Consider the following 25,300-nt stretch of genomic DNA (forward strand, 5'->3'; position numbering starts at 1 on the left):
TGCCTTGTCCGGCGCGTCTGTCGGCAACCACAGGCGAGCCGTCGTGCTTGCCGTTTCTTCCGCATCGCGCTTATCATTCCCCCGCAATCCTCGAATATTAGCTACTATATAAAAAGCATATTGCCAATACGCAATATAAATTTTGTCAGGCCGCCTCATTTTGGTGCTGCCCGGCAAGTAGCTGACGACCACACTTTGTATCCTCTTTTGAGATCACATTTATGAGCAAGACCCTCATCATTGCCGAGAAGCCCTCTGTCGCGAACGATATCGCGAAGACGCTCGGCGGCTTTACCAAGCACGATGAGTATTTCGAATCCGACGAATACGTACTGTCCTCCGCCGTCGGTCACCTGCTGGAAATCGCGGTGCCCGAGGAATACGACGTCAAACGCGGCAAATGGACCTTCACGCATCTGCCGATGATTCCGCCGCACTTTGCGCTCAACCCTATCGCCAAGACCGAGTCGCGCCTCAAAGCGCTGAACAAGCTCATCAAGCGCAAGGACGTCACCGGCCTGATCAACGCATGCGACGCCGGGCGAGAAGGCGAATTGATTTTTCGCCTGATCGCGCAATACACCAAAGCCAAGCAACCGGTGCAGCGCCTGTGGTTGCAATCGATGACGCCGGGCGCGATTCGCGACGGCTTCGCCAATCTGCGCAAGGATGAAGACATGCTGCCGCTGGCCGACGCCGCCCGTTGCCGCAGCGAAGCGGACTGGCTGATTGGCATCAACGGCACACGCGCCATGACCGCTTTCAATTCGAAAGAAGGTGGCTTCTACCTGACCACTGTCGGCCGCGTGCAAACACCGACCCTGTCGATCGTGGTCGAGCGCGAAGAGAAGATCAAGAAGTTCGTCTCCCGTGATTTTTGGGAAGTGCGCGGCGAGTTCGTCTGCGCCGCCGGCATCTATGAAGGCCGCTGGCTCGACAAGATGCACAAGAAGGACGAGAACGATCCTGAGAAGCGTCCTGAGCGTCTGTGGAGCAAAGCCGCTGCCGAATCCATCGTCGCCGCCTGCCGCGGCAAGATCGGCACCGTCACGGAAGAATCCAAGCCGACCACGCAAATGGCACCCGGCCTGTTTGACCTGACCAGCCTGCAACGCGAAGCCAACTCGCGCTTCGGCTTCTCGGCCAAGAACACGCTCGGTCTGGCGCAGGCCCTGTACGAAAAGCACAAGGTCCTGACCTATCCGCGTACCGATTCGCGCCATCTGCCGGAAGACTACCTGCAAACCGTCAAGGAAACGATGGAGTCGCTGTCCGAGAACAATAACTACCACCAGTTCTCCAAGCAGATCCTCAAGCAGGGTTGGGTCAAGCCGAACAAGCGCATCTTCGATAACACCAAGATCAGCGATCACTTTGCGATCATCCCGACCACGCAAGTCCCGAAGAACCTGTCCGAGCCGGAACAAAAACTGTACGACCTGGTGACACGCCGCTTCATGGCAGTGTTCTTCCCGGCGGCAGAGTTCCAGGTCACCACGCGCTTCACTGAAGTCTCCGGCCATCAGTTCAAGACTGAAGGCAAGGTCATGACCAACCCGGGCTGGCTGGCGATCTACGGCAAGGACATCGTCGACGAGAAAGACGAAAACAGCGGTACGCTGGTTGCCGTCGCCAAGGACGAAAAGGTCAAGACCGACAAGGTTACCGCCAACGCGCTGGTCACCAAACCACCTGCACGCTATACCGAAGCAACGCTGCTGTCCGCCATGGAAGGCGCCGGCAAGCTGATCGACTCAGACGAACTGCGCGAAGCGATGGCCGGCAAGGGCCTCGGCACGCCGGCAACGCGCGCTGCCATCATCGAAGGTCTGCTGAACGAAAAATACCTGCTGCGCGAAGGCCGCGAAATGATGCCGACCGCCAAGGCGTTCCAGCTCATGACGCTGCTGCACGGCCTCGGCGTGGACGAGCTGACCGAGCCTGAACTGACCGGCGAATGGGAACAAAAGCTGGCGCAGATGGAACGCGGCAAGATCAGCCGTGAAGAGTTCATGCGCGAGATCGCCCAGATGACGCAAGTCATCGTCAAGCGCGCCAAGGAATACGACAACGACACCATCCCCGGCGATTACGCAACATTGAAGACGCCTTGCCCGAACTGCGGCAGCGTGGTGAAGGAAAACTATCGCCGTTTCGCCTGCACCAAGTGCGAATTCTCGATGAGCAAGACGCCGGCCGGTCGTCAGTTTGAAATTCCGGAAGTGGAAGAACTGCTGGCCAATCGCACCATCGGTCCGCTGCAAGGTTTCCGCTCCAAGATGGGCCGTCCGTTCGCGGCGATCCTGAAGATTTCACGTGACGAAGAAATCAAAAATTTCAAGCTTGAGTTCGACTTCGGCCAGAATGACGGCGAAGGTGAAGGCGGTGAACCGGTTGACTTCAGCGAACAGACACCACTCGGCCCTTGTCCGAAATGCGGCAGCGGCGTCTACGAAATGGGTCTGGCTTATGTTTGCGAAAAACAGGTCGCCAAGCCAAAGGCATGCGATTTCCGTAGCGGCCGTATCATCCTTCAGCAAGAAATCCTGCCGGAGCAAATGGCCAAGCTGCTCAACGAAGGCAAGACCGATTTGTTGCCGGGCTTCATCTCGCAACGTACACGTCGCCCGTTCAAGGCATTCCTGGCCCGTGGTAAGGACGGCAAGATCAGCTTCGAGTTTGAAGAGCGTAAAGCCAAGGCGCCAGCCAAGGGCAAAGCTGCAACAGCCGCAGCAGAAGGCGACGATGCCGAAACGACTGCCACTGCCAAGGCCAAACCATCCGCAGCAGCGAAGAAGCCCGCCGCCAAGAAACCTGCAGCAGTAAAGAAGCCTGCCGCTAAAAAGGCCGCTCCGAAAAAAGCTGCCGCGTAATCGAAAGCTTACGCGAGCGGTTTTCTTCCGCGCACAAAAAAGCCCTCGTTATCGAGGGCTTTTTTATTGCCGCCGGCGAAGCGCGAGCAACGCTTAAGCGGCATACAAAGGCGATCAGCCCTTGTAATCAATCGTCAGCGGTGCATGATCCGAGAAGCGTTCTTCCTTGTAGATCGCAGCCGTCTTCGCCTTCTTGGCGATACCGGCAGTCGCGATGTGATAGTCGATGCGCCAACCCACGTTGTTGGCCCAGGCCTGGCCGCGATTGCTCCACCAGGTGTAGGCGTCGCCGGTGGTTTCAGGATGGATGGTGCGGTACACGTCCACCAGGCCCAGCTCATCGAACACGCGTGTCAGCCAGGCGCGTTCTTCCGGCAGGAAGCCCGAGTTCTTCTGGTTGCTCTTCCAGTTCTTGAGGTCGATCTCTTTGTGCGCGATGTTCCAGTCACCGCAGATGACGATCTCGCGGCCGCTGTCCTTCAACTCCTGCAAGTGCGGCAAGAACACTTCCATGAAGCGAAACTTCGCCTGCTGGCGTTCTTCGCTCGACGAACCAGACGGGCAATACAGCGAGATCACCGTGATGTCGCCGAAGTCGCACTCGACATAGCGGCCTTCATCGTCGAACTCCTTGGTGCCAAAACCGATACGCACAGCGTCAGGTTTGCGTTTGCTGTACAGGCCGACACCGGAGTAACCCTTCTTCTCCGCGTAGTGAAAATGGCCGACATAACCCTTCGGCGTCAGAAAATCTTCTGTCATGTCGGCTTCCTGCGCCTTGAGCTCTTGCACGCAGATGAAGTCGGCGGATTCCTTGGCCATCCACTCGAAGAAACCCTTTTTGGCGGCGGAGCGGATGCCGTTGAGATTGGCGGAGACGATTTTTGGCATGGGGAAACTCACGTAAAAGTCAGGCGCGTAGCATACCTGATTCATTTAAAATGTGGGTCTTTGCAAGCCAGCGCTGTCGGGCGGCAGCGCGCGGGTTTCTCCGCAGACAATTTTTCGGGAATATATTTTGAGCAACTTACGACAAGAATTCATTGAGTTCGCCGTCTCCGCAGGCGTACTGCGCTTCGGCGAGTTCATCACCAAGGCGGGCCGCACCTCGCCGTACTTCTTCAATGCCGGCCTGTTCAACGAAGGCGCCGCGCTGGCCAAGGTCGCGCAGTTCTACGCGCAGACGCTGCAAGCGTCGGGGGTGGAATACGACATGCTCTTCGGCCCCGCCTACAAGGGCATCACGCTGGCGTCCGCCACCGCCGTCGCATTGGCGGGCCACGGGCGCAATGTGCCTTTCGCCTACAACCGCAAAGAAGCCAAGGACCACGGTGAAGGCGGCACCATCGTCGGCGCCAAGTTGCAAGGTCGCGTAGTCATCATTGACGACGTCATCTCGGCAGGCACCTCGGTGCGCGAATCGGTCGACATGATCCGCGCAGCAGGCGCGACCCCATGCGCCGTCCTGATCGCACTCGACCGCATGGAGCGCTCCGGCAAAGACGACGCCTTGTCGGCCCATTCTGCCGTGCAAGAAGTCGCCAAGGCCTACGACATGCCCGTGATCTCCATCGGCAACCTTAACGACCTGTTGGAATACCTGGCCCACGCCGGCGCCGACGCGCAACTCTCGCAATACAAGGATGCTGTGGCCGCGTATCGCACGCGTTACGGCGTCTAAAATCCGATGTGACCGGATGCCGGTCTGCTACCTCTTGGGTGCAGCGGGTGTCTCATCGATGGCGTCATGGCCGCAAAAAACAATGCCCCTCACGGGGCATTGTTTTTGAAAGAAGAAAAAACAGCGGATTGAAAGAAGGAGTAGTGAGGCTCAGATCGCCTTGATGCCGACAGCACTCACTCCAACACCATGTCGTTGCAGACGATCATCCAGTTCGCCGATCTGCGCAGCGACAGCGTTTTCCGTCAGCTGGCCGCGTTGCTGAATATCTTGCTGCACCGACTCCAGCTTGTTGGTCAACGCGCTCAGGTGAGCGTTCTGACGTTGCTGCAGCTGCTGCAATTCACTTTGCAGATAGCCGCGCAATTCGATGAAGCGTGACTTCTCAGCCTGGTCAGCCAGATCGCGTTGTGTATCAAGCTGCTTGGTCAGACGGCGCGTCTCAAACAGCACACTGGTCTGCAACGCCATCACATACATCAGAAAGACCGCCGTCAGCACGATCACCACGCCCAGCATCACCAGCCCCAGCGGCGCCTGAAAATCCGTGAACACCAGCGTCAACTGCGTGGGCGCCAAAAAAGCCCCCCAGTTCACAGCGGCAAAAATGCCAACCAGCGCCAATACGACGATCATGAAAGTTGTCCGGAATTTCATTGCTTTCTCCTAATGTTGTTTGAATAATGCGGCGGATGCAATTTGGACATGATGCGATGAGCTGCGTTCCTTATTCAATGGCAACAATGCAAGATTGCTAATAAAAAAGCCCTCAAACGAGGGCTTTTTGCGACACAGTTCTACCTATTCATTGCCAAGATAGTAATAATTCAACGATATACCTTAAAACGGCACATCGCCTTCCACCGTTGTGCGATACAGCGTGCGGCGCAAATGCTGCGGCGTGATTGCTGCGTAATGCACGGTGCTGCGGTTATCCCAGAACACGATATCGTGCGCGCGCCATTTGTGCGTATAGACGTTCTCCGCGCGAATGGTGTGCTCATGCAAAAACTTCAACAGCGCATCGCTCTCATCTTTCGGTATCCCCACGATATGCGACGTAAAGCCTTCGCTCACAAACAAGGCCTTGCGACCGTTTTCCGGATGCGTGCGAATGATCGGATGTTCGACCTCAGGCACGTCGTCGATCTGCTTCTGCGTCAGGTCAGGACGCCATGGCGTCAGCGCCTGCAATCGGCGATAACGATACACATAAGAATGCACCGCTTTGCGACCCTGCAGCGTCTGCTTCACATCCGCCGGTAAGGTGTCATAGGCGTTGAACATGTTGGCGTACAGCGTATCGCCCTGTTCCGGCGGCAGCTCCTGCGCATGCAACAGCGACCCAAGGCTAGGCTTGGGCATGTACGACAGATCCGAGTGCCAGTCGGCACCGGCATCCACCAGACCGATCGGCTGGCCGTTCTCGACCACGTTGGACACAATCAGAATTTCCGGATGCTGCTTCAGATGAAAACGATTCAGCACATGCACCTGCAGCGGCCCGAAGCGGCGGCTAAACGCCACATGCTGCTCCGGCGTAATACGCTGATTGCGAAATACCACCAGGCCATGCTTCACCAGCGCTGCGCGGATCGTGGCGACGTCTTGTGCGGAGACAGGCAGATTCAGATCCAGCCCGTTGATCTCGGCGCCAAGCGGGCCGTCAAAAGAGCGGATGCTGAAATCCTGTTCCTCAGTTTCTGTAGGGCGTTGCAGTAATGCGGTTGCGCTGGACATGTCGGTGCTGGCTCCGTGAAAAGGCGGCACACGTCATAGGATGGGGATGGCGGCTCCGCCTTGAGTAAGGCTAAGAAAGGCATTACACCGCGAGGGAGGTGGCGCTATCAACGAATAAGTTTGTATATCAATATGCGATTTTTGAGTTTCAACTCTCTGTTATGCCAGATGTCTCATCGAGAAGTTGCCTAGCCTGGACCATGTTTATTGTTGAGGATGAAATCTACTCAGAGTGTGGGGGAGAATTCATCACCCGTAAGGCGGCCATAGAAGTTCTCGCGGCACTGAGCAAGCTGCCGTGGAATAGCCCGCTCAATGCCTGCCCAATGCCTGCCCAATGCCTGCCAATGTATGAGCTGGCAAACTTGCGGTCGTGACGACGCGCTCGTTGAATTCAATACTGCGTTCAATCCTTGGGAAGAGCTATCGAGAACACTGATTTTCTCAATTTCATCTAAAGGCATATGCTGGCACTCAACGTTGCCGAATATATAGTTGCCGTTGGAATGCAAGTTGAGCCCGGCATGTAGTCAGGAACCGCCGTTCAATAAATGGGAGCGCACTTCGAATAGATAAAACCCATCGAGTGGATCAATGGGGTTACGAAAACTATTCGTCTTTCTTTTTCTTCTGAGATCCAGTTGGTATTGCATAAGCATCAAAAAATGTCGTCAACGCCAATCTGACTGCGAGTTTAATGCGAGGTTTTGAGATTGTTTCCTCAAGCCCCAACATTAACGGCATTACCGTTTCGCACTCCAGCAACGCGGCTAGCTGATGTGCCGCCAGCATAGGATCTGATTTTTTCAGCCTTTGCAGATCCATTTGCTTCTCAAGAAACGCGGCGAGTTGTTGCATTCCCACCTTGGGGCCTAGCTCATGAAAACGCTTCCCGATGTCGCTGCGTCCAGATTCGGCCAAGACGGCGCGTCGCGTCTGGATTGAGGAGGGCAAGCAGAGGAATTCCAGCACCTTCTCGCCGAAAGTCTGCAAAGTCTTCTCCAGATCCTTCACCTCTTTATCCAAGGAGGCAAAGACGGGCTCAAATTGCTTCCTTGCTTCCTCGTGCATAACGGCTACGAATAGCTCTTCCTTGGAACTGAAGTAACCATACAGCGTCCCTTTCGATCCTCCGATCCGGGCCGCGATCTCTGCCATCGAAGCCCCTTCAAAACCGGCTTCCAGAAAGACATCCGAAGCGGCAGCGAGGATGGCTTCACGTTTCTCCTCGGTTTTAACTCTCATAGTGGGCAACTCCTTTTCAATACCGAAGTGTACAGTATTGCTTGACTTCGAGAAAATACCAACCAATAATAACCGTACAGTATGGTTTTGTTATTTGCTTTTTTTATTTCCTTTCTCGGAGAGTTCTTCATGCGCAAAGTCATTTTCCTGTGGCCGGCCGCCGCCTTAGCTATTTCTTGCATGCTAAGCGCATGCGGCAAACCTCCAGGCGGTGCGCCGCCTGCCACGGGTACGCCGATCGTCGGTGTCATTACGGTCCAGATGCAACCGGTCGCGCTCAGCACGGAGTTGCCCGGGCGCACAGTGCCGTACCAGATCGCCGACGTGCGGCCGCAGGTCAATGGAATTATCAAGGCCAGAAATTTCCGCGAGGGCAGCGACGTCAAGGCCGGGCAGGTGCTCTATCAGATCAATCCTGCTACCTACAAGGCCGCCTACGATAGCAACGTTGCAGCATTGGCCAAGGCGCAGGCGAGCCTGACGACCGCTCGGCTGAAGTCAGAGCGTTACAAGGAGCTTGTCGCTATCAACGCAGTGAGTAAACAGGATTACGACGACGCTGCTGCCACATTGGGCGAGACCGAGTCTGATGTGGCAGCAGCCAAGGCCAACGTCGAAACAAGTCGCATCAATCTTGCCTATGCCAGCGTCGAAGCACCGATTTCAGGACGAATTGGAAAGTCGACGGTGACTCCCGGCGCCCTGGTCACCGCAAGTCAAACGAGTGCTATGACCACCATCCAGCAGCTCGACCCGATCTATGTGGATGTGACGCAATCGAGCGCAGCCTTGTTGAACCTCAAGGAGTCGTTTGCCAATGGCGATCTGCAAAAGTCTGGCAGCAACGCCGCCAAGGTAAAACTGATTTTGGAAAACGGTCGCACGTATCCTCTGGAGGGACGGCTTGAATTCTCTGACGTGACAGTAAATCAAGATACCGGCGCAATTACACTGCGCGCCGTGTTCCCCAACCCCAAGGCTGATTTGCTGCCTGGCATGTATGTTCGCGCTGTGCTGCAAGAAGGGGTAAAAGAGCAAGGGTTATTGGTGCCGCAACAAGCCGTTAGTCGGGATAGCACAGGTAAGCCGAAGGCTTATGTTGTCAGCGCCAGCAACAAACTTGAGCAAAGGGCGCTGGTGACGGATCGCGCCATCGGTGATCAGTGGCTGGTGCGCAGCGGTCTGCAGGCAGGTGATCGGTTGGTCGTAGATGGACAACAACGCGCAGCACCCGGCGTTACCGTCAAGACCATTCCATGGTCGCCGAATGCGCAGTCGAATCCCTCTGCCACCAAGTCTGCTTCCGTGATGGACGCGAAATCGGCAGCTACTAACTGATAAGCGAAAGATCACCATGGCACGCTTTTTTATTGATCGCCCCATCTTTGCATGGGTTCTGGCCATCATCGTGATGCTGGCGGGAGCTATCTCCATTTTTACGCTGCCGATTGCGCAGTATCCCGCCATTGCGCCCCCGGCTGTCGCCATTACCGCCAACTATCCGGGGGCGTCTGCGAAGACGCTCGAGGACACCGTCACCCAAATCATCGAACAAAAGATGAAAGGACTGGACCGGTTAAGTTATATGGCCTCCACCAGCGAGTCATCCGGCGCGGTCACCATCACGCTGACATTCGAAAATGGCACCAATCCTGACACCGCCCAGGTGCAGGTGCAGAACAAGTTGGCGCTGGCGACGCCATTGTTGCCCCAAGAGGTGCAGCAACAGGGGGTGACGGTGACGAAGTCCGCAAGCAACTTCCTCAATGTGCTTGCGTTCACATCAGAAGACGGGAGCATGAACGGCTCGGATCTTTCTGATTACGTCGCTACCAACATACAAGATGCGATCAGTCGGGTGGAAGGCGTCGGCGACACCACATTGTTCGGCTCGCAGTACGCCATGCGCATCTGGCTTAATCCCGACAAGCTGACGAGCTACAACCTTACGCCGCTCGACGTCAAGAATGCCATCCAGGCGCAAAACGCCCAGGTGTCCGCCGGCCAGCTCGGCGGTCTGCCCGCGGCCAGCAACCAACAGATCAATGCGACGATCACCGCGCAGACACGCATGCGCACCGCAGAGGAGTTCGAAGATATCGTGCTGCGCACCCTGACTGATGGCTCCCAGGTGCGCTTGCGCGACGTGGCTCGCATCGAGTTGGGCAGCGAGGCATATAACACGGTGGGCCGTTATAACGGCAAGCCGGCAGCCGGTCTGGCGATCAAGTTGGCGACCGGCGCCAATGCGCTCAACACGGTCAAGGCGATCGACGCCCGCGTGGCGCAATTGGAGAAGTTCTTCCCCACTGGCATGAAGGTCCAGAAACCGTATGACACCACACCTTTCGTGCGGATCTCCATTGAGGAGGTAGTGCGTACCCTGATCGAAGCTGTTGTGCTGGTGTTCCTGGTGATGTACCTGTTCATGCAAAACCTCCGCGCTACGCTTATCCCGACGATCGCGGTGCCGGTGGTGTTATTGGGAACCTTCGGCATCCTGGCGGCCTTTGGATTCACTATCAACACGCTGACCATGTTTGCCATGGTGCTCGCCATTGGTCTGCTGGTGGACGATGCAATTGTTGTGGTGGAAAACGTCGAGCGGGTAATGACAGAAGAAGGCCTCTCGCCCAAGGAGGCAACCCGCAAATCAATGGGACAGATCACCGGAGCACTGGTTGGCGTTGCCCTGGTGCTGGCGGCGGTATTTGTACCGATGGCTTTTTTCAGCGGCTCCACCGGCGTGATCTATCGCCAGTTCTCCATCACCATTGTGTCTGCCATGACATTGTCGGTACTCGTGGCGCTGGTGCTAACCCCTGCCTTGTGCGCCACGATGCTCAAGCCAGTGGAAAAGGACCACACGCTGGCGACTACCGGTTTCTTTGGATGGTTCAACCGCAATTTTGATCGCGGCAACCGCAGGTATCAGGGTGTAGTACGACACATGGTGAGCAAGGGATGGCGTTACATGATCGCCTATGCCGCCGTGCTGGCGCTGGTCGTGTTCGGTTTCATGAAGCTCCCCGTCGGGTTTTTGCCTGACGAAGATCAGGGCACGCTCTTTGCGATCATGCAATTGCCTTCAGGCGCGACCAAAGTGCGTACCGATGAGGTGATCAAGCAGGTCGAGCATCACTTCCTGGTCGATCAGAAGGACGCGGTGGCAGGCGTGTTCGCCGTCTCTGGATTCAGTTTTGCCGGCAGCGGGCAGAACATGGGTTTTGCCTTCATCAAGCTCAAACCGTGGGACGAGCGTAAGGGGCCAGGTTTGAGTGTGACGGACGTCGCGGCCAAGGCCGGCGCCTATTTCGCAACTATCCGTGACGCCAAGGTCTTCGCCTTCGCACCGCCCGCAGTATCCGAGTTGGGAAATGCGACCGGCTTCGATCTCATGTTGAAGGATGAGGCGAACCTCGGCCACGCCGCCATGATGCAAGCCCGCAATCAACTGCTCGGCGAACTCGCCAAAGACAAGCGTCTTGTGGCGGTACGGCCAAATGGTCTGGAAGACACGCCGGAATTCCGTCTGTTGGTTGATCCGCATAAAGCAGGCGCGCTGGGGGTGACCATGTCCGATATCAACGACACCATCGCCACTGCGTGGGGTAGCAGCTATGTCAACGATTTCATCGACAAGGGACGGGTCAAGAAGGTGATGCTCCAGGGTGAAGCGCAATATCGCATGCTGCCTGGCGACATCGACCGCTGGTACGTGCGCAACAGTGCGGGAACCATGGTTCCGTTCACCTCCTTCGCCACTGCCAGTTGGACGTCCGGGTCGCCACGACTGGAGCGATACAACGGCGTACCGTCTATCGAAATTCTTGGCATGGCGATGCCGGGAGCGGCCTCCAGCGGCGAGGCGATGACCATCGTCGAGGCTGCCGTGGCCAAGCTGCCCGCCGGTGTCGGCTATGAATGGACTGGATTGTCGCTACAGGAAAAAGCATCGAGCGGACAGACCGGTATTTTGTATGCCGTGTCAATTCTGATCGTATTCCTGGCGTTGGCGGCGTTATACGAGAGCTGGGCAGTGCCGTTTTCGGTGATCCTGGTAGTGCCTCTGGGTGTCTTCGGGGCACTCCTCGGCGCCGTCCTCACGTGGAAAATGAATGACGTCTACTTCCAGGTAGGTCTGCTTACTACTATCGGGCTGGCGTGCAAGAACGCCATCTTGATCGTCGAATTTGCGAAGGACCTTTACGCACAGGGCAAGGGGCTGGTGGAGGCCACCATGGAAGCTGTGCGTATGCGTTTGCGTCCGATTCTGATGACTTCGCTGGCGTTCATTTTGGGTGTGCTGCCAATGGTACTGGGAAGCGGCGCCGGTGCCGGCGCTCAGCATGCCCTGGGTACCGCCGTGATTGGCGGGATGCTTTCAGGAACCATTCTGGCTATCTTTTTTGTACCGCTATTCTTTGTACTGATTATGAAAATGTTCGGACGCAAGCCGGCAGCATCTCACGCAGCGCCTCTTGCCTCCGCGCCCGCCTTATCGGAGGAATGACATGCACCAATTCAACGTTATTAATTTACCGGGTACTTCGTGCGCGCGGCTGCTGCCCCTGGTGCTGGCCATGTGGCTCGGCGGATGCAGTCTGATGCCTGACTATCAGCGTCCCCTGGCACCGGTGGCCGCGCGCTTCTCTGGAGATGCCACCAGTTCGGTCAGCAGTTTGCCGGTTGCGGACATTGGCTGGCGCGAGGTTTTTACTGATCCTGCTTTACAGCGCGTCATCGAGCTAACCTTGGCGAACAATCGCGACCTGCGGGTAGCCGTGCTCAACATCGAAAAAGCCCGGGCCCAATATGGCGTGCAGCGCGCTGCGCTCTTCCCGACGGTGAACGCAAGCACCAGCGAGACCGCCAGTCGCACGCCCACCGATCTTTCCGCCAGCGGCAGTGTTACGACGGGGCGCAGTTACAGTGCAACGCTCGGTTTCAGTTCTTATGAACTCGATCTTTTTGGCCGCGTACGCAGCCTCAGTGCGCAGGCACTCGAGTCGTTCTTTTCAACCGCCGAAACGCGCCGCAGTACCCAAATTAGTTTGGTTGCCGAAGTGGCGACGGCGTATCTCACATTAGCTGCGGATCAAGACCGACTGACGCTGGCGCAAAATACCTTGGATAGCCAAAGCCGGACTTATCAGTTGAATCAGCGAAGTTTTGATCTCGGGAACGCATCAGCCCTGACGCTAAGGCAAGCACAAACCAGCGTTGAGAGTGCACGCGTCGACGTCGAGAGTTACACCGCTCAGGTCGCGCAAGATCGCAATGCGCTGGTGCTCTTGGCAGGCATCGAGCTACCCGACACGCTGCTGCCGACGAGCCTGCCCGATATCGCAGCGGCTGCCGCCAATCCGCTGGCAACTATCCCCCCGGGCTTGCCCTCAGACTTGTTGCAACGCCGTCCCGATATTTTGCAAGCAGAGCATGACTTGCGGTCTGCCAATGCCAGCATTGGTGCCGCACGTGCGGCATTCTATCCCCGTATCAGTCTGACTGCGTCTGCAGGAAGTTCCAGTGCAAGTCTATCTGGGCTGTTCAAGGGAGGTTCGGGCGCATGGAGTTTTTCGCCGGGCATCTCCTTACCCATTTTCGACGCCGGTGCCAATCGGGCCAATCTGACGATTGCCACCACCAATCGAGATATCTATGTTGCTCAGTACGAAAAGGCGATTCAGACAGCCTTCCGCGAAGTCTCTGACGCGCTGGCGCAACGCAGTACGCTGGGACGCCAGTTGGCGGCTCAAGAGGCATTGGTTGATGCGAGCTCAGAGGCGTTTCGTTTGTCAGAGGCCCGCTTCAAGTATGGCATCGACAGCTACCTGAGCGTGCTTGATTCGCAGCGATCGCTCTACACTGCCCGGCAAAACCTCATCGGAACACGCTTGTCGCGTTTCACCAACCTGGTTACGTTTTACAAGACGCTGGGCGGCGGATGGGTTGAAACAACAGGAGCTCCAGTGGCGGCGATAGTCACAGACGTACCTGTTCGGGAGCAGTGATGTCGAGGGCCGAGCGAACACGCGCTGCACTGCTGGACGCGGCGCTTGCAGAGTTCTCCCGACGAGGGATACGGGCGGCGACACTTGAGGATGTCGCTGCGTGCGCGAATGTCACGCGCGGTGCCGTCTATTGGCACTTTCCCGACAAGGCAGCCTTGGTTCGGGAAGTGTTCAATGGCTTGGTCTGGCCCTTCGATGTTGGCACTGATATTGACGTGTATCGACAGTCGGAAAATCCGATACAGCTACTGCAGGACGTGTTGTGGCTGCAAACGAGAAACTGTGTCGAAGATATCGGACAACGAAGAATGATGGAACTCATCCTCCGGCACGGAGGCGCTTCTGATTTGCCGAAAGACTTGCTGGGCAGGCTGGAAAGGATGGCGATGCTCTCCATACAGAGTCTCACCGCCGTACTCAATATCCCCTATCAAAGAGGCCTTCTGCGCCGGGGATTGACGCCAATCGACGTAGCAAGATGCATCCATGCGACAGGCCTGGGCATTCTTGTCGAAAATGTGCATCAACTCCCTCACTTGCTCTACCGTCCGTTTTTTCTTGCGCTGGAACTGGTGCTTATCGGTGCCAGCACGCAATCGCGAGGGAACCACTCCCTGTTGATTTGCAGCTCAGATTGACCTCGTCTTACATTATCCGTTGCCCCGTCATTTCGCTTGAAGCACCAAATCTGATAGAGATCTTGAATGATCAGGTGAGGTCATCACTCATTGCGAAGCCGAGTCAAATTCAGGCGCAAATTAACATGGATGAGAATCTAAACTTCTGAATAGTATGTTGTGGAAAGTCTTGCCGAGAATTTCGAGTACGAGAGGTTTTTCCATAACCGATACGCGATAGCACTCCACCATAAGAGAGATATCCTGAACAATCGTTGGTTGTTTATGTAACTCGCCACTCAGGACAGTGATGTGCGTAGTTGATTTTTGCGTTTCACGGATATGCTGGATAACGGACTCTGGAGTCGCTTCAGCAGCGTTGTCCCAGCTCAGAATATAAGCTTCAAATGGCTGTACCCGAATCACTTCCAGCAAAGAATCAACATCGCTGAAAATCGATGCCTGAATCCCTTGTCGCGAGAACAGCGCGGCGATCTTGTCGGCAATGCGGCTTTCATCGTCCAGCACTGCTACACGTGGTGCGGGCAATGGCGTCATATGGGTGACTTGAAAGGAGACTTTTCCTTTGGGGACCTTTGCGCCGGAGATGACAACCCAAGCTCCGGATTCATCAATGGCTGCTAATGCGGCATCCTCCGGTACTGCCAGAGCATGCCCTCTTTGAAAGATGCATCGTTGCGGAGCGTCGCTGAGTTTAAGAATGGCATTCCATTGCGAAGCGTTGCGTTGATGTTCGCTCTTCTCGAGCGCGAATGATTTGGATGCAGGTGAGCCTGGTTTGCCAAAATGCTGCTCCAGCAAAATGAGCTGGCTACGTGTCCATCCCCGGATGCCTGCGAATTTTTGCTGGACTGAGACCAATTCCAATTCGACGACACGCGCGACGATTCTGGCTTGTTTGTGGCGAGGTATTCCTTGATCCGACAGAGTTTGTCGAACATAGGCGGTGTAAGGGTCGTGTACGACGGGGGGTTGCTTTTTCGAGGTCATGTAGATCTGCTCTGGCGATTGAAAACGTATTCAAATGACAGAGCGCACTACAATCAATTCACTGGCCGAACGTCTAAGTCGCAAACAATCTGAAAACTTAGAATTTATTCAATGTTGAATTGATCCACAACTGCAGCATGACGTGAACGGCATGCTTGGTTTTTGAATAGAAATGTGCGACGGTGACGACAACTGCGTTGCGTACCTGAATGAAAATCGGGAACCGCAACGAGCGAATGCCGCTGATGTCCCCGACCATTTGCTAATTAAAACAGCAGCGCGATTACGCCGTCAATTTCTTGCGCAACAGCTCTGTCAACTGCGCCGGATTGGCCTTGCCCTTGGTCGCCTTCATGGCCTGACCGATCAGTGCGTTGATGGCTTGTTCCTTACCCGAGCGGAATTCGGCCACCGATTTTTCATTCGCTGCCAGTACCTGATCAACGATGGCTTCGAGTGCGCCGCTGTCGGAGATTTGCTTCAGGCCCTTGGCTTCGATGATGTCGTCGGCGAGCGTGTCTTTGTCGGACTTGGCTTCCCACATGCCGGCGAAGACTTCTTTGGCGATCTTGTTGGAGATCGTGCCGTCGGTGATGCGCTTCAACAGCAGCGACAGTTGCACGGCGCTGACGGGGGCGTCGGCGATGTCGGTGTCTTCGCGGTTGAGAGTGGAGGCCACGTCGCCCATGAGCCAGTTGGCGGCGGGTTTGGCTTGCTCTTTGCCGGCGGCGGTGACGACGGCTTCAAAGTAGGATGCCATTGACTTCGATTGCGTGAGCACGGCGGCGTCGTATTCGGGCAGACCGTAGTCGTTGACGAAGCGGTCGCGCATCGCGCCCGGCAGTTCCGGCATGGTGGCTTTGACGCGATCTATCCACTCTTGCGCGATGACCAGCGGCGGCAGATCGGGATCGGGGAAGTAGCGGTAGTCTTGCGCGTCTTCCTTGCTGCGCATGGAGCGTGTTTCCTTTTTGTCCGGATCATAGAGGCGCGTTTCTTGCACGACGGTACCGCCGTCTTCGATGAGTTCGACCTGGCGACGGACTTCGTAGTTGATCGCGTCTTCCATGAAGCGGAAGGAGTTGAGGTTCTTGATCTCGCAGCGTGTGCCGAATTCCTTTTGACCGACCGGACGCACGGAGACGTTGGCGTCGCAGCGGAACGAGCCTTCCTGCATGTTGCCGTCGCAGATGCCGAGCCACATGACCAGCGAGTGCAGGGCCTTGGCGTAGGCGACGGCTTCGGCGGCGCTGCGCATGTCGGGTTCGGTAACGATTTCCAGCAGCGGTGTACCCGCGCGGTTGAGGTCGATGCCGCTCATGCCCTGGTAGTCTTCGTGCAGCGATTTGCCGGCGTCTTCTTCGAGGTGGGCGCGGGTCAGTTGCAGGGTCTTGATTTCTGCCTTGCCGTCTTTTTCCATCACGAAGGAAATCTTGCCGCCCTGGACGACCGGGATTTCAAACTGGCTGATCTGATAGCCCTTCGGCAGGTCAGGGTAGAAGTAGTTTTTACGCGCAAAGACGGAGCGCGGCGCGATCGTTGCGCCGATGGCCAGGCCGAACTGGATGGCGCGTTCGACGGCGCCTTTGTTCAGCACCGGCAAGACGCCTGGCAATGCCAGATCGACCGGGCTGGCTTGTGTGTTGGGGGTGGCGCCGAACTGTGTCGACGAGCCGCTGAAAATTTTGGATTCGGTCGAAAGCTGTGTGTGCGTTTCCAGACCGATGACGACTTCCCACTGCATAGTATTCCTCGCTAATTCTTTGTTGTTTCGTGGCGTCTCTGAGGGGCGATCAAGCCGGTGCGCGCAGATGCCAGTCGGTGACTTGCTGATACTGATGCGCGACGTTCAGCAGGCGCGCTTCATCGTAGTAGCTGCCGATGATTTGCAGGCCGACCGGACGCTTGCCGTTCTTTTCGCCTTGACCGAAACCGCATGGGATCGACATGCCCGGCAAGCCCGCCAGGCTGGTCGACAGCGTGAAGATGTCAGCAAGGTAGTTGGCGATCGGGTCGTCGGTTTTGTCGCCCAGATCCCAAGCCACAGTTGGCGATACGGGGCCCATGATGACGTCGCACTGACGGTTCGGGCCGAGCAGCGCGTTCTGGAATTCCTGCGCGATCAGGCGACGGATCTTTTGCGCTTGCAGGTAGTAGGCGTCGTAATAACCGTGCGACAACACGTAGGCGCCGACCAGAATGCGGCGCTTCACTTCGTCGCCGAAACCTTCCGCGCGCGACTTCTTGTACATGTCGGCTAGGTCTTTGTAATCGGCGGCGCGATGGCCGTAGCGCACGCCGTCAAAGCGCGACAGATTGGACGATGCTTCGGCCGGTGCAATCACGTAATAGACAGGGATCGACAGCTCGGTTTTTGGCAGCGAAATATCGACCAGCTTGGCGCCGAGTTTTTCGTATTCGCTGAGTGCGGCACGCACTGCTTGCTCGACATCAGCGGTCAGACCGGCGCCGAAAAATTCTTTCGGTACGCCGATGCGGAGGCCCTTCAAACTGTCGTTGAGCGAGCGGTTGAAATCTTCCTTCGGACGTTCCAGGCTGGTCGAATCGCGTTGATCGAAACCGGTCATGGCGTTGAGCAGCAGGCCGCAGTCTTCGGCGGTTTTTGCAATCGGGCCGCCCTGGTCGAGCGAGGATGCAAACGCGATCATGCCGTAGCGCGAGACGCTGCCGTAGGTTGGCTTGATGCCGGTGACGCCGCACAGCGAAGCAGGCTGGCGGATCGAGCCGCCGGTGTCGGTGGCGGTGGCGGCCGGCGCCAGGCGCGCGGCGATTGCGGCGGCCGAACCGCCGGACGAACCGCCTGGCACTGCGGTCCTGTCCCACGGATTTTTGACGGCGCCGAAGTAAGAGTTTTCGTTACCCGAGCCCATGGCGAATTCGTCGCAGTTGAGCTTGCCCAATGTAACAGTGCCGGCAGCGTTGAACTGTTCCACCACGGTTGCGTCAAACGGGCTTACATAATTTTCCAGCATCTTCGAGCCGGCCGTCGTGCGCCAGTCGCGGGTGACGAAGATGTCTTTGTGCGCGATCGGAATGCCGGTCAGCGGCGTGACGTTGTTGGCGGCGATGCGTTGATCGGCTTGCACGGCTTGCTTGAGTGTCAGTTCGCGGTCGACGTGCAGGAAGGCATTGAGGTCGCTGCCGTCGATGCGGTCGAGAAATAAAGTGGCCAGTTCGGTCGCTGAGATTTTCTTGGTCTGCAGTAGCGTCGAAAGCTCTTTAATGGTCTTGGTGTGCATGGAAAAGGGTTTCGTTTTTTCAGGTTCTGTGAGGCTGCGGACGCGCGGCGCAACTGAGGTGTCGGCGCGCTGACTGGGGCGAAGATTATTCGATGACCTTGGGGACGAGATACAGGCCGTCCTGCGTCGCCGGGGCGGGTCTCTGATAGTCGTCGCGGTGATTGGTTTCGGTCACGGCATCTTCGCGCAGGCGCAGCGACAAATCGGTGGTCAACGCCGCAATCGGGTGGCTCAGAGGCTCAATACCGGTGGTGTCGACCGCTTTCATCTGTTCGACCAGGGAAAAAATGCCGTTCAGTTTGTCCAGGGTTTGACTTGCTTGTTCATCTGTCAATTCCAGACGGGACAGATTGGCAATGCGTTTAACATCGGAAAGGGCTAGAGTCATGATAGGAAGGTGCGCGCAGGGCGCAAGAGCTAGTGTGTTGAAAAATCGCGTCATCAGCCGTGCACGGGCTTGCAATTACGCAGGTAAATGCCGGTAAAAACGCAGAAGTATCGGGCATCAGGCAAGGATTATTGACAGTTTTGCCTGCTGGTTTCTCTCAAATTATAAGGTAGAATGTAGGACTAATGCCTTGCTGGCGCCGATTTGTGTCGCCGCAGTCATAAAAGAAGCTGTTGCAAAATGAAGCTGACGTTGCTGCGTCGCCCCTGTTGACCTCTTGTATGCATCCTGTACCGGTCATGGCGGTGCCTCCGGGCAGCTTCATTTTGCAACAGCTTCTGAAAAAGACATCCCACTTACAAAATGCAAAGCGCGCGACTCTGGCGCATCAGGACAATTCATGTTTGGATTTTTACGTAGTTACTTCTCTAACGACCTCGCTATTGACCTTGGAACGGCAAACACTCTGATTTATGTACGTGGTCAAGGTATTGTGCTTGACGAGCCGTCGGTCGTGGCGATTCGCCAGCAAGGAGGCCCGAACGGCAAAAAGACCATTCAGGCAGTCGGCAAAGAAGCAAAACAGATGCTGGGCAAGGTTCCTGGCAATATCGAAGCCATCCGCCCGATGAAAGACGGCGTGATTGCTGACTTTACCGTCACCGAGCAGATGTTGAAGCAATTCATCCGCATGGTGCACGACTCCAAGCTGTTCCGCCCATCCCCGCGCATCATCATCTGCGTCCCTTGCGGTTCGACCCAGGTGGAACGCCGCGCGATCCGCGAATCGGCGCTGGGTGCGGGCGCTTCGCAGGTTTACCTGATCGAAGAGCCAATGGCAGCGGCAATCGGCTCCGGCCTACCGGTCTCGGACGCCACCGGCTCGATGGTCGTCGACATTGGCGGCGGCACGACTGAAGTCGGCATCATCTCCCTGGGCGGCATGGTGTACAAGGGTTCGGTCCGCGTCGGCGGCGACAAGTTCGACGAAGCGATCGTCAACTACATCCGCCGCAATTACGGCATGCTGATCGGTGAACAAACCGCCGAAGCGATCAAGAAGGAAATCGGTTCCGCCTTCCCGGGTTCCGAAGTCAAGGAAATGGAAGTCAAGGGCCGTAACCTGTCCGAAGGCATTCCACGCTCGTTCACCATCTCCAGCAATGAAATTCTGGAGGCGCTGACCGATCCGCTGAACAACATCGTTTCCGCAGTAAAGAATGCTCTGGAGCAAACTCCTCCGGAGTTAGGCGCCGACATTGCCGAAAAGGGCATGATGCTGACCGGTGGCGGCGCGCTGCTGCGCGATCTGGACCGTTTGCTGATGGAAGAAACCGGTCTGCCGGTGATCGTCGCCGAAGACCCGCTGACTTGCGTTGTGCGCGGTTCCGGCATGGCGCTCGACCGCATGGACAAACTGGGTTCGATCTTCTCCAACGAATAATTCCGTTACAGGAGCCTGGTCAACCTCGAGGAACTGAAACGCGCCTATGACAGAGCACAAGCAGATTGGGTCGGTGCTGCGAACCAACAGTTCGCACAGCGGCAAAATCTCGGCTGCGATGAGGCGTTGTCTTCCTGATATTGACTGCAACCTTCCCGGTATCCGTCTGCTGTCTCTCCTCCAGCCCGCCCTGCGCGGGCTGTTGCGGTTTTCAGCTTCCCCGGCATCGGTCTCGGCCTGACCATAAATGGATATCCCACCACTCTTCAAACAAGGCGCTTCGGCCCGCGCCCGCGCAGGCTTTTTCGCCCTGATCTCGATCATCATGCTGGTGGTCGATTCGCGCATGCATGCCCTGACTATGGTGCGGCAGGCCGTCGGCACCGGTTTGTATCCGTTTCAGGTCGTGGCGCTGATCCCGCGTGATGCCGCCTACAAAGTGGGCGATTATTTTAATTCGCTCAACGCCTTGCAGAAGGAAAACGACACCCTGCGCCGCCAACAGGCGATGAACGCGCAGTTGCTGCAGCAAGAGCGTCAGATGGCGGCCGAGAACACGCAACTGCGCAATTTGCTGAACATGCAGCAGCGTATTCACAGCAAATCCATCGTCGGCGAAATCCTGTACGACGCGCGCGATCCCTTTACGCGCAAAATCATCCTCAATCGCGGCTCGCAGCAGGGCGTAGCACCCGGCCAGCCGGTGATCGACGACGTCGGCATTGTCGGCCAGGTGACGCGTGTGTTTCCGTTTACGTCTGAAGTCACCTTGCTGACCGACAAGGATCAGGCCATTCCGGTTCAGGTCTTGCGCAACGGTTTGCGCAGTGTCGCCTACGGTCGCGGCCAGTCCGGCGTGCTTGACCTGCGTTTTATGGCTGCCAACGCGGACATCCAGAAGGGCGATGCGCTGGTGACATCCGGTATCGACGGTGTGTATCCGCCGGGTTTGGCTGTGGCCAGCGTGCTGCAGGTTGAAACCAAGTCGACGGATGCCTTCGCTCACATCGTCTGTCTGCCGGCTGCAGGCGTTGATCGCCACAAGCAGTTGCTGATCTTGCTGGTCGAGCAGACCGTGGCGCCGCGTCCGGATCCGGAAGGTGCTGACAAGGCCGACAAGCTGCTCAAGCGGCGTTTCCGCGATAGTGCAAAAGACGGTGAAGCCGTGCCTGCCAAGGATGCGCCGAGCGAAGAGCGTAAGGGACAAGCACCAACCGCTGCTCCGGCTGCTGCAGCCGCACCTGCAGCTACCGCGACTGCACCAGCCGCGAAACCCGCTGCTGCAACGCCAGCTGCTCCGGCAACAGCCAAGCCGGCTGCCGCCGCTGCGACATCTGCTGCCCCAGCCGCCACACAACCAGCCAAGAGCACCCGATGAACGATCCACATTACATCCTGCTGCCGGCGAATCCGCTTTTCATCGCGCTCAGTCTGATCGCGGCTTTTCTGTTGAATCTGCTGCCTTGGGGCCAATGGGTCGGGGTTCCTGATTTCGTCGCGCTGGTACTGGTGTTCTGGGCCATCCATGAGCCGCGCAAGATCGGTATCAGCATCGCCTTCATGATGGGCCTGTTGATGGACGTCAACGAAGCCACATTGCTCGGCGAGAACGCGCTGGCCTATACGCTGCTGTCGTATTTTTCGATCATGATTCACCGCCGCGTGCTGTGGTTCCCGGTCGGTACCCAGGCGCTGCATATCCTGCCGCTGATGTTGCTGACGCAAGCCGTGCAATTACTCGTACGCTTGATGGTCAGCGGAAAATTCCCGCATTGGTATTACTTCAGTGAGAGCTTTGTCTGCGCGCTGTTGTGGCCGCTGGTGACATGGCTGCTGCTCGCGCCGCAACGACGCGCGATCAATCGCGACGATAACCGTCCGATTTGACCGGCGAAGAAGCGGCATGACTGAATTCAAAAACACCGAGCATGAACTCAAGCTCTTCCGGCTGCGGCTATTCGCCGTGGCGGTGCTCGTGCTCGTGTGTTTTGGTCTGCTGACCGCGCGCTTCATCTGGCTCCAGATCGTTCGTCACGATGCTTATGCAGCGCAGGCGGAAGAAAATCGTATCTCGGTGGTGCCTATCGTGCCAAACCGGGGCCTGATTCTGGACCGCAATGGCGTCGTGCTGGCGCGCAACTATTCTGCCTATACCCTGGAAATCACGCCGTCCAAGATCACCATGGGCCTTGATGAACTGGTCGACGAACTCAGTACGCTGGTCGATATCCAGCCGAAGGATAGGCGCCGCTTCCGCAAGCTGCAGGAAGAATCCAAGAACTTTGAAAGCCTGCCGATCCGCACGCGCCTGACCGATGAAGAAGTCGCCAAATTTACCGCGCAGCGCTATCGTTTCCCCGGCGTTGATATTCAGGCGCGTCTGTTCCGCCAATATCCCTACGGGAAGACGGCGGCGCACGTGATCGGCTACATCGGCCGCATCAGCCAGCGCGATGCCGACCGCATTGCGGATTCCGACGACGAAGCCAATTACAACGGCACCGACTACATCGGCAAGGAAGGTCTGGAAAAGAGCTATGAGACTCAGCTTCACGGCACCACCGGTTACGAAGAAGTGGAAATTTCCGCCGGTGGCCGCGCCGTGCGTACGCTGTCGCGCACGCCTGCCAGCCCGGGTCAGAACCTGATTCTGTCAATCGATATCGAGCTGCAAAAAGTCATCGAAGAAGCTTTCGGTGATCGCAAGGGCGCTCTGGTGGCAATCGATCCCGCTACCGGCGACATTCTGGCCTATGTCTCGCAACCATCCTTCGACCCCAATGTCTTTGTTGAAGGCATCGATCAGCAAACCTGGGATGAGTTGAACAACTCACCCGATCGCCCCCTGATCAACCGTCCTTTGTCCGGTACCTATCCGCCAGGTTCGACCTATAAGCCTTTCATGGCGCTGGCCGCGCTGGAGCTGGGCAAGCGCAAGCCGACCGACTCCATCCGCGATCCCGGCTTCTTCTGGCTCGGCAACCACAAGTTCCGCGACGATAAGGAAGGTGGTCACGGCGTGGTCGACATGTACCGCTCGATCGTCGTGTCTTGCGATACCTACTACTACATGCTGGCCAACGATCTCGGCGTCGACGCCATTCATGATTTCATGAAGCCGTTCGGTTTCGGCCAGATCACCGGTATCGATCTGGAGCACGAGCGCAAGGGCCTGCTGCCGTCGACCACATGGAAGAGCAATGCTTATCGCAAGCCGGAGCAGCGCAAGTGGTATGCCGGTGAAACCATTTCGCTGGGCATCGGCCAGGGTTACAACGCGTTCACACCGATTCAGATGGCCCACGCCACGGCGACGCTGGCCAATAACGGTATTGTCATGAAGCCGCATCTGGTCAAAATGATCGAAGATGGCGTCACGCATGAGCGCACTGTGACCGTACCGAAGGAAAGCTATCGCATTCCGCTCAAGCAGGAAAACATCGATGTCATCAAACAAGCCATGGTCGGCGTGAATAAAGAAGGTACCGGTGCGCGCGTATTTGCCGGCGCGGAATACACGTCGGCCGGCAAGAGCGGCACCGCACAGGTGGTGTCGATCAAGAAGAACGAGAAGTACGACGCCAAGCGCCTGGCAACGCATCTGTTGGATAATGCGTTGTTCACGGCGTTTGCACCGGCCGACAAGCCGCGTATCGCCTTGTCGGTCATCGTCGAAAACGGCGGCTGGGGTGCGGAAGCCGCGGCGCCGCTGGCACGCAAGGCGATTGACTTCTATCTGCTCGGCAAGCGTCCCGGCGACAAGGCCAAGGCCGCCGCCAAGGATAGCGAAGTCGCCACCCCACCTGCAACAGACGCGGTCGGCAACGATCTCAGGGACTAGGAAAGCCTGTTATGAGTTTGCACCGACCGCCTCTCTGGCAAATCATCAAACCGCATCTGGCGGTGTTTGACGGCGCATTGTCGCTGATCATTTTCCTGATCATGTCGGTCGGCATCGTCACGCTGTATTCCGCGGGCATGAACTTCCCCGGCCGCGTCGAGGATCAGCTGCGCAATATCCTGGTGGCTTTCATCGTCATGTGGATTGCAGCCAATGTCTCGCCACAAACACTGCTGCGGTTTGCAGTGCCGATCTACACCATCGGTGTGGCGCTGCTGATTGCCGTGGCGGTGTTCGGCATCGTCAAGAAAGGGTCGCGGCGCTGGCTCAATATCGGTATGGTCGTACAGCCATCTGAAATCATGAAAATTGCCATGCCGCTGATGCTGGCCTGGTACTTCCAAAAACGCGAAGGCATGATCCGCTGGCCGGTGTTTCTGATCGCGGGCTTACTGCTGGCAGTGCCGGTCGGCCTGATCATCCGTCAGCCGGATCTCGGCACCGGCGTGCTGGTGTTGGCGGCGGGTTTCTATGTGATCTTCTTTGCGGGTTTGTCGTGGAAGGTGCTGACCGGATTGGTCATCGCCGGCGCAGCCAGCCTGCCGGTGATCTGGTCGGTGCTGCATGACTACCAGCGACAGCGCGTGATGATGCTGATTGATCCGACTTCCGATCCGCTTGGCAAAGGCTTTCACATTATTCAATCGACCATCGCGATCGGTTCCGGCGGCATTACCGGCAAAGGTTGGCTGATGGGTACGCAGACGCACTTGGAATTCATTCCGGAACGCACTACCGACTTCATTTTTTCGGTGTATTCGGAAGAGTTCGGCCTGATCGGCAACCTGATTTTGCTGGTTCTGTACCTGTTGCTGATCGGCCGTGGCTTGATGATTACCGCCAACGCGCCGACGCTGTTCACGCGATTGCTGGGCGGTGCGATTACGATGATCTTCTTTACCTACGCCTTCGTGAACATGGGCATGGTCAGCGGCATTTTGCCGGTGGTTGGCGTGCCGTTGCCGTTCATGAGTTACGGCGGCACCGCACTGGTGACGCTGGGCCTGGGTGCGGGGATTCTGATGAGTATTCAGCGGCATCGCAAGCTGGTGCAGACTTAGGGGCCACCCATCCGGGTGGGTGCTATTTCGCTGCGCTTTGGTTTCTCTTACGTTTCTCTCTGTAA

19 protein-coding genes are annotated in these 25,300 nt (G+C 56.9%); 11 read left to right on the forward strand and 8 right to left on the reverse strand.

The genetic code is table 11. From position 1 onward, the window contains the following. The first annotated feature begins 221 nt into the window (after window positions 1-221). The gene (locus hmeg3_RS00645) at window positions 222-2,873 is read left to right on the forward strand and encodes a DNA topoisomerase III (protein ID WP_094562007.1); all 2,652 of its coding nucleotides are present in this window, start codon (window positions 222-224) and stop codon (window positions 2,871-2,873) included. A 114-nt stretch (window positions 2,874-2,987) separates the two neighbouring features. Here the strand turns inward: hmeg3_RS00645 and hmeg3_RS00650 are convergent, their stop codons facing one another. Continuing rightward, a complete protein-coding gene (locus tag hmeg3_RS00650; protein WP_094566064.1) occupies window positions 2,988-3,764 on the reverse strand; it encodes an exodeoxyribonuclease III in 777 nt (258 codons plus the stop codon). Between the two features lie 127 nt (window positions 3,765-3,891). Between hmeg3_RS00650 and pyrE the strand changes: the two genes are divergently transcribed. After that, a complete protein-coding gene (pyrE, locus tag hmeg3_RS00655) occupies window positions 3,892-4,554 on the forward strand; it encodes an orotate phosphoribosyltransferase (protein ID WP_094562008.1) in 663 nt (220 codons plus the stop codon). Between the two features lie 150 nt (window positions 4,555-4,704). On the opposite strand, the gene hmeg3_RS00660 is transcribed toward pyrE, so the two are convergent. From hmeg3_RS00660 to hmeg3_RS00670, 3 genes are all read right to left on the reverse strand, one after another. Next, window positions 4,705-5,211 carry a Signal transduction histidine kinase gene (locus tag hmeg3_RS00660; RefSeq protein WP_094562009.1) on the reverse strand — a complete coding sequence of 169 codons (507 nt, stop codon included), beginning with the start codon at window positions 5,209-5,211 and terminating at the stop codon, window positions 4,705-4,707. A 183-nt stretch (window positions 5,212-5,394) separates the two neighbouring features. Further along, window positions 5,395-6,294 (reverse strand): TauD/TfdA family dioxygenase, encoded by a 900-nt coding sequence (locus tag hmeg3_RS00665; RefSeq protein ID WP_094562010.1) that lies wholly within the window; start codon window positions 6,292-6,294, stop codon window positions 5,395-5,397. A gap of 609 nt (window positions 6,295-6,903) precedes the next feature. After that, window positions 6,904-7,539, reverse strand: a complete 636-nt coding sequence (locus hmeg3_RS00670) for a TetR/AcrR family transcriptional regulator (RefSeq protein ID WP_094562011.1) — start codon at window positions 7,537-7,539, stop codon at window positions 6,904-6,906. Window positions 7,540-7,668: 129 nt separating this feature from the next. Between hmeg3_RS00670 and hmeg3_RS00675 the strand changes: the two genes are divergently transcribed. Genes hmeg3_RS00675 through hmeg3_RS00690 form a run of 4 tightly spaced genes read left to right on the forward strand, consistent with a single transcriptional unit; the run spans window position 7,669 to window position 14,191 of the window. After that, window positions 7,669-8,877, forward strand: a complete 1,209-nt coding sequence (locus hmeg3_RS00675; RefSeq protein WP_094562012.1) for an efflux RND transporter periplasmic adaptor subunit — start codon at window positions 7,669-7,671, stop codon at window positions 8,875-8,877. Between the two features lie 16 nt (window positions 8,878-8,893). Continuing rightward, window positions 8,894-12,052 carry an efflux RND transporter permease subunit gene (locus hmeg3_RS00680; RefSeq protein ID WP_094562013.1) on the forward strand — a complete coding sequence of 1,053 codons (3,159 nt, stop codon included), beginning with the start codon at window positions 8,894-8,896 and terminating at the stop codon, window positions 12,050-12,052. Between the two features lies 1 nt (window position 12,053). Next, window positions 12,054-13,553 carry an AdeC/AdeK/OprM family multidrug efflux complex outer membrane factor gene (adeC, locus tag hmeg3_RS00685; RefSeq protein ID WP_094562014.1) on the forward strand — a complete coding sequence of 500 codons (1,500 nt, stop codon included), beginning with the start codon at window positions 12,054-12,056 and terminating at the stop codon, window positions 13,551-13,553. Beyond that, window positions 13,553-14,191, forward strand: coding sequence for a TetR family transcriptional regulator (locus tag hmeg3_RS00690; protein WP_094562015.1), 639 nt, complete (start codon window positions 13,553-13,555; stop codon window positions 14,189-14,191). Before adeC ends, hmeg3_RS00690 begins: the two co-directional genes overlap by 1 nt. Before the next feature lie 120 nt (window positions 14,192-14,311). Here the strand turns inward: hmeg3_RS00690 and hmeg3_RS00695 are convergent, their stop codons facing one another. The 4 genes from hmeg3_RS00695 to gatC all read right to left on the reverse strand — a co-directional run bounded on the left by hmeg3_RS00695 (window position 14,312) and on the right by gatC (window position 18,829). After that, window positions 14,312-15,181: a helix-turn-helix domain-containing protein gene (locus hmeg3_RS00695; RefSeq protein WP_094562016.1), complete on the reverse strand. Its 870-nt coding sequence runs from the start codon at window positions 15,179-15,181 to the stop codon at window positions 14,312-14,314. 283 nt (window positions 15,182-15,464) lie between these two features. Next, window positions 15,465-16,925, reverse strand: coding sequence for an Asp-tRNA(Asn)/Glu-tRNA(Gln) amidotransferase subunit GatB (gene gatB, locus hmeg3_RS00700; RefSeq protein WP_094562017.1), 1,461 nt, complete (start codon window positions 16,923-16,925; stop codon window positions 15,465-15,467). A 49-nt stretch (window positions 16,926-16,974) separates the two neighbouring features. Continuing rightward, entirely contained in the window at window positions 16,975-18,441 is a 1,467-nt protein-coding gene (gene gatA / locus hmeg3_RS00705; RefSeq protein WP_094562018.1) for an Asp-tRNA(Asn)/Glu-tRNA(Gln) amidotransferase subunit GatA, read from the reverse strand. An 85-nt stretch (window positions 18,442-18,526) separates the two neighbouring features. Beyond that, on the reverse strand, window positions 18,527-18,829 hold the full coding sequence (gene gatC, locus hmeg3_RS00710; protein ID WP_094562019.1) for an Asp-tRNA(Asn)/Glu-tRNA(Gln) amidotransferase subunit GatC: 303 nt from the start codon (window positions 18,827-18,829) through the stop codon (window positions 18,527-18,529). 400 nt (window positions 18,830-19,229) lie between these two features. On the opposite strand from gatC, the gene hmeg3_RS00715 reads away from it, so the two are divergent. From hmeg3_RS00715 to rodA, 5 genes are all read left to right on the forward strand, one after another. Further along, window positions 19,230-20,273, forward strand: a complete 1,044-nt coding sequence (locus hmeg3_RS00715) for a rod shape-determining protein (protein WP_007881173.1) — start codon at window positions 19,230-19,232, stop codon at window positions 20,271-20,273. A 247-nt stretch (window positions 20,274-20,520) separates the two neighbouring features. Then, entirely contained in the window at window positions 20,521-21,651 is a 1,131-nt protein-coding gene (mreC, locus tag hmeg3_RS00720; RefSeq protein ID WP_094562020.1) for a rod shape-determining protein MreC, read from the forward strand. Beyond that, window positions 21,648-22,160 carry a rod shape-determining protein MreD gene (mreD, locus tag hmeg3_RS00725; RefSeq protein ID WP_094562021.1) on the forward strand — a complete coding sequence of 171 codons (513 nt, stop codon included), beginning with the start codon at window positions 21,648-21,650 and terminating at the stop codon, window positions 22,158-22,160. The genes mreC and mreD overlap by 4 nt, the downstream gene beginning before the upstream one ends. Before the next feature lie 16 nt (window positions 22,161-22,176). Then, the gene (gene mrdA / locus hmeg3_RS00730) at window positions 22,177-24,114 is read left to right on the forward strand and encodes a penicillin-binding protein 2 (protein WP_094562022.1); all 1,938 of its coding nucleotides are present in this window, start codon (window positions 22,177-22,179) and stop codon (window positions 24,112-24,114) included. Between the two features lie 11 nt (window positions 24,115-24,125). Next, window positions 24,126-25,235 (forward strand): rod shape-determining protein RodA, encoded by a 1,110-nt coding sequence (gene rodA / locus hmeg3_RS00735; RefSeq protein ID WP_094562023.1) that lies wholly within the window; start codon window positions 24,126-24,128, stop codon window positions 25,233-25,235. Window positions 25,236-25,300: the final 65 nt, after the last annotated feature.

The organism is Herbaspirillum sp. meg3 (assembly GCF_002257565.1).
GTDB lineage: Bacteria > Pseudomonadota > Gammaproteobacteria > Burkholderiales > Burkholderiaceae_D > Herbaspirillum.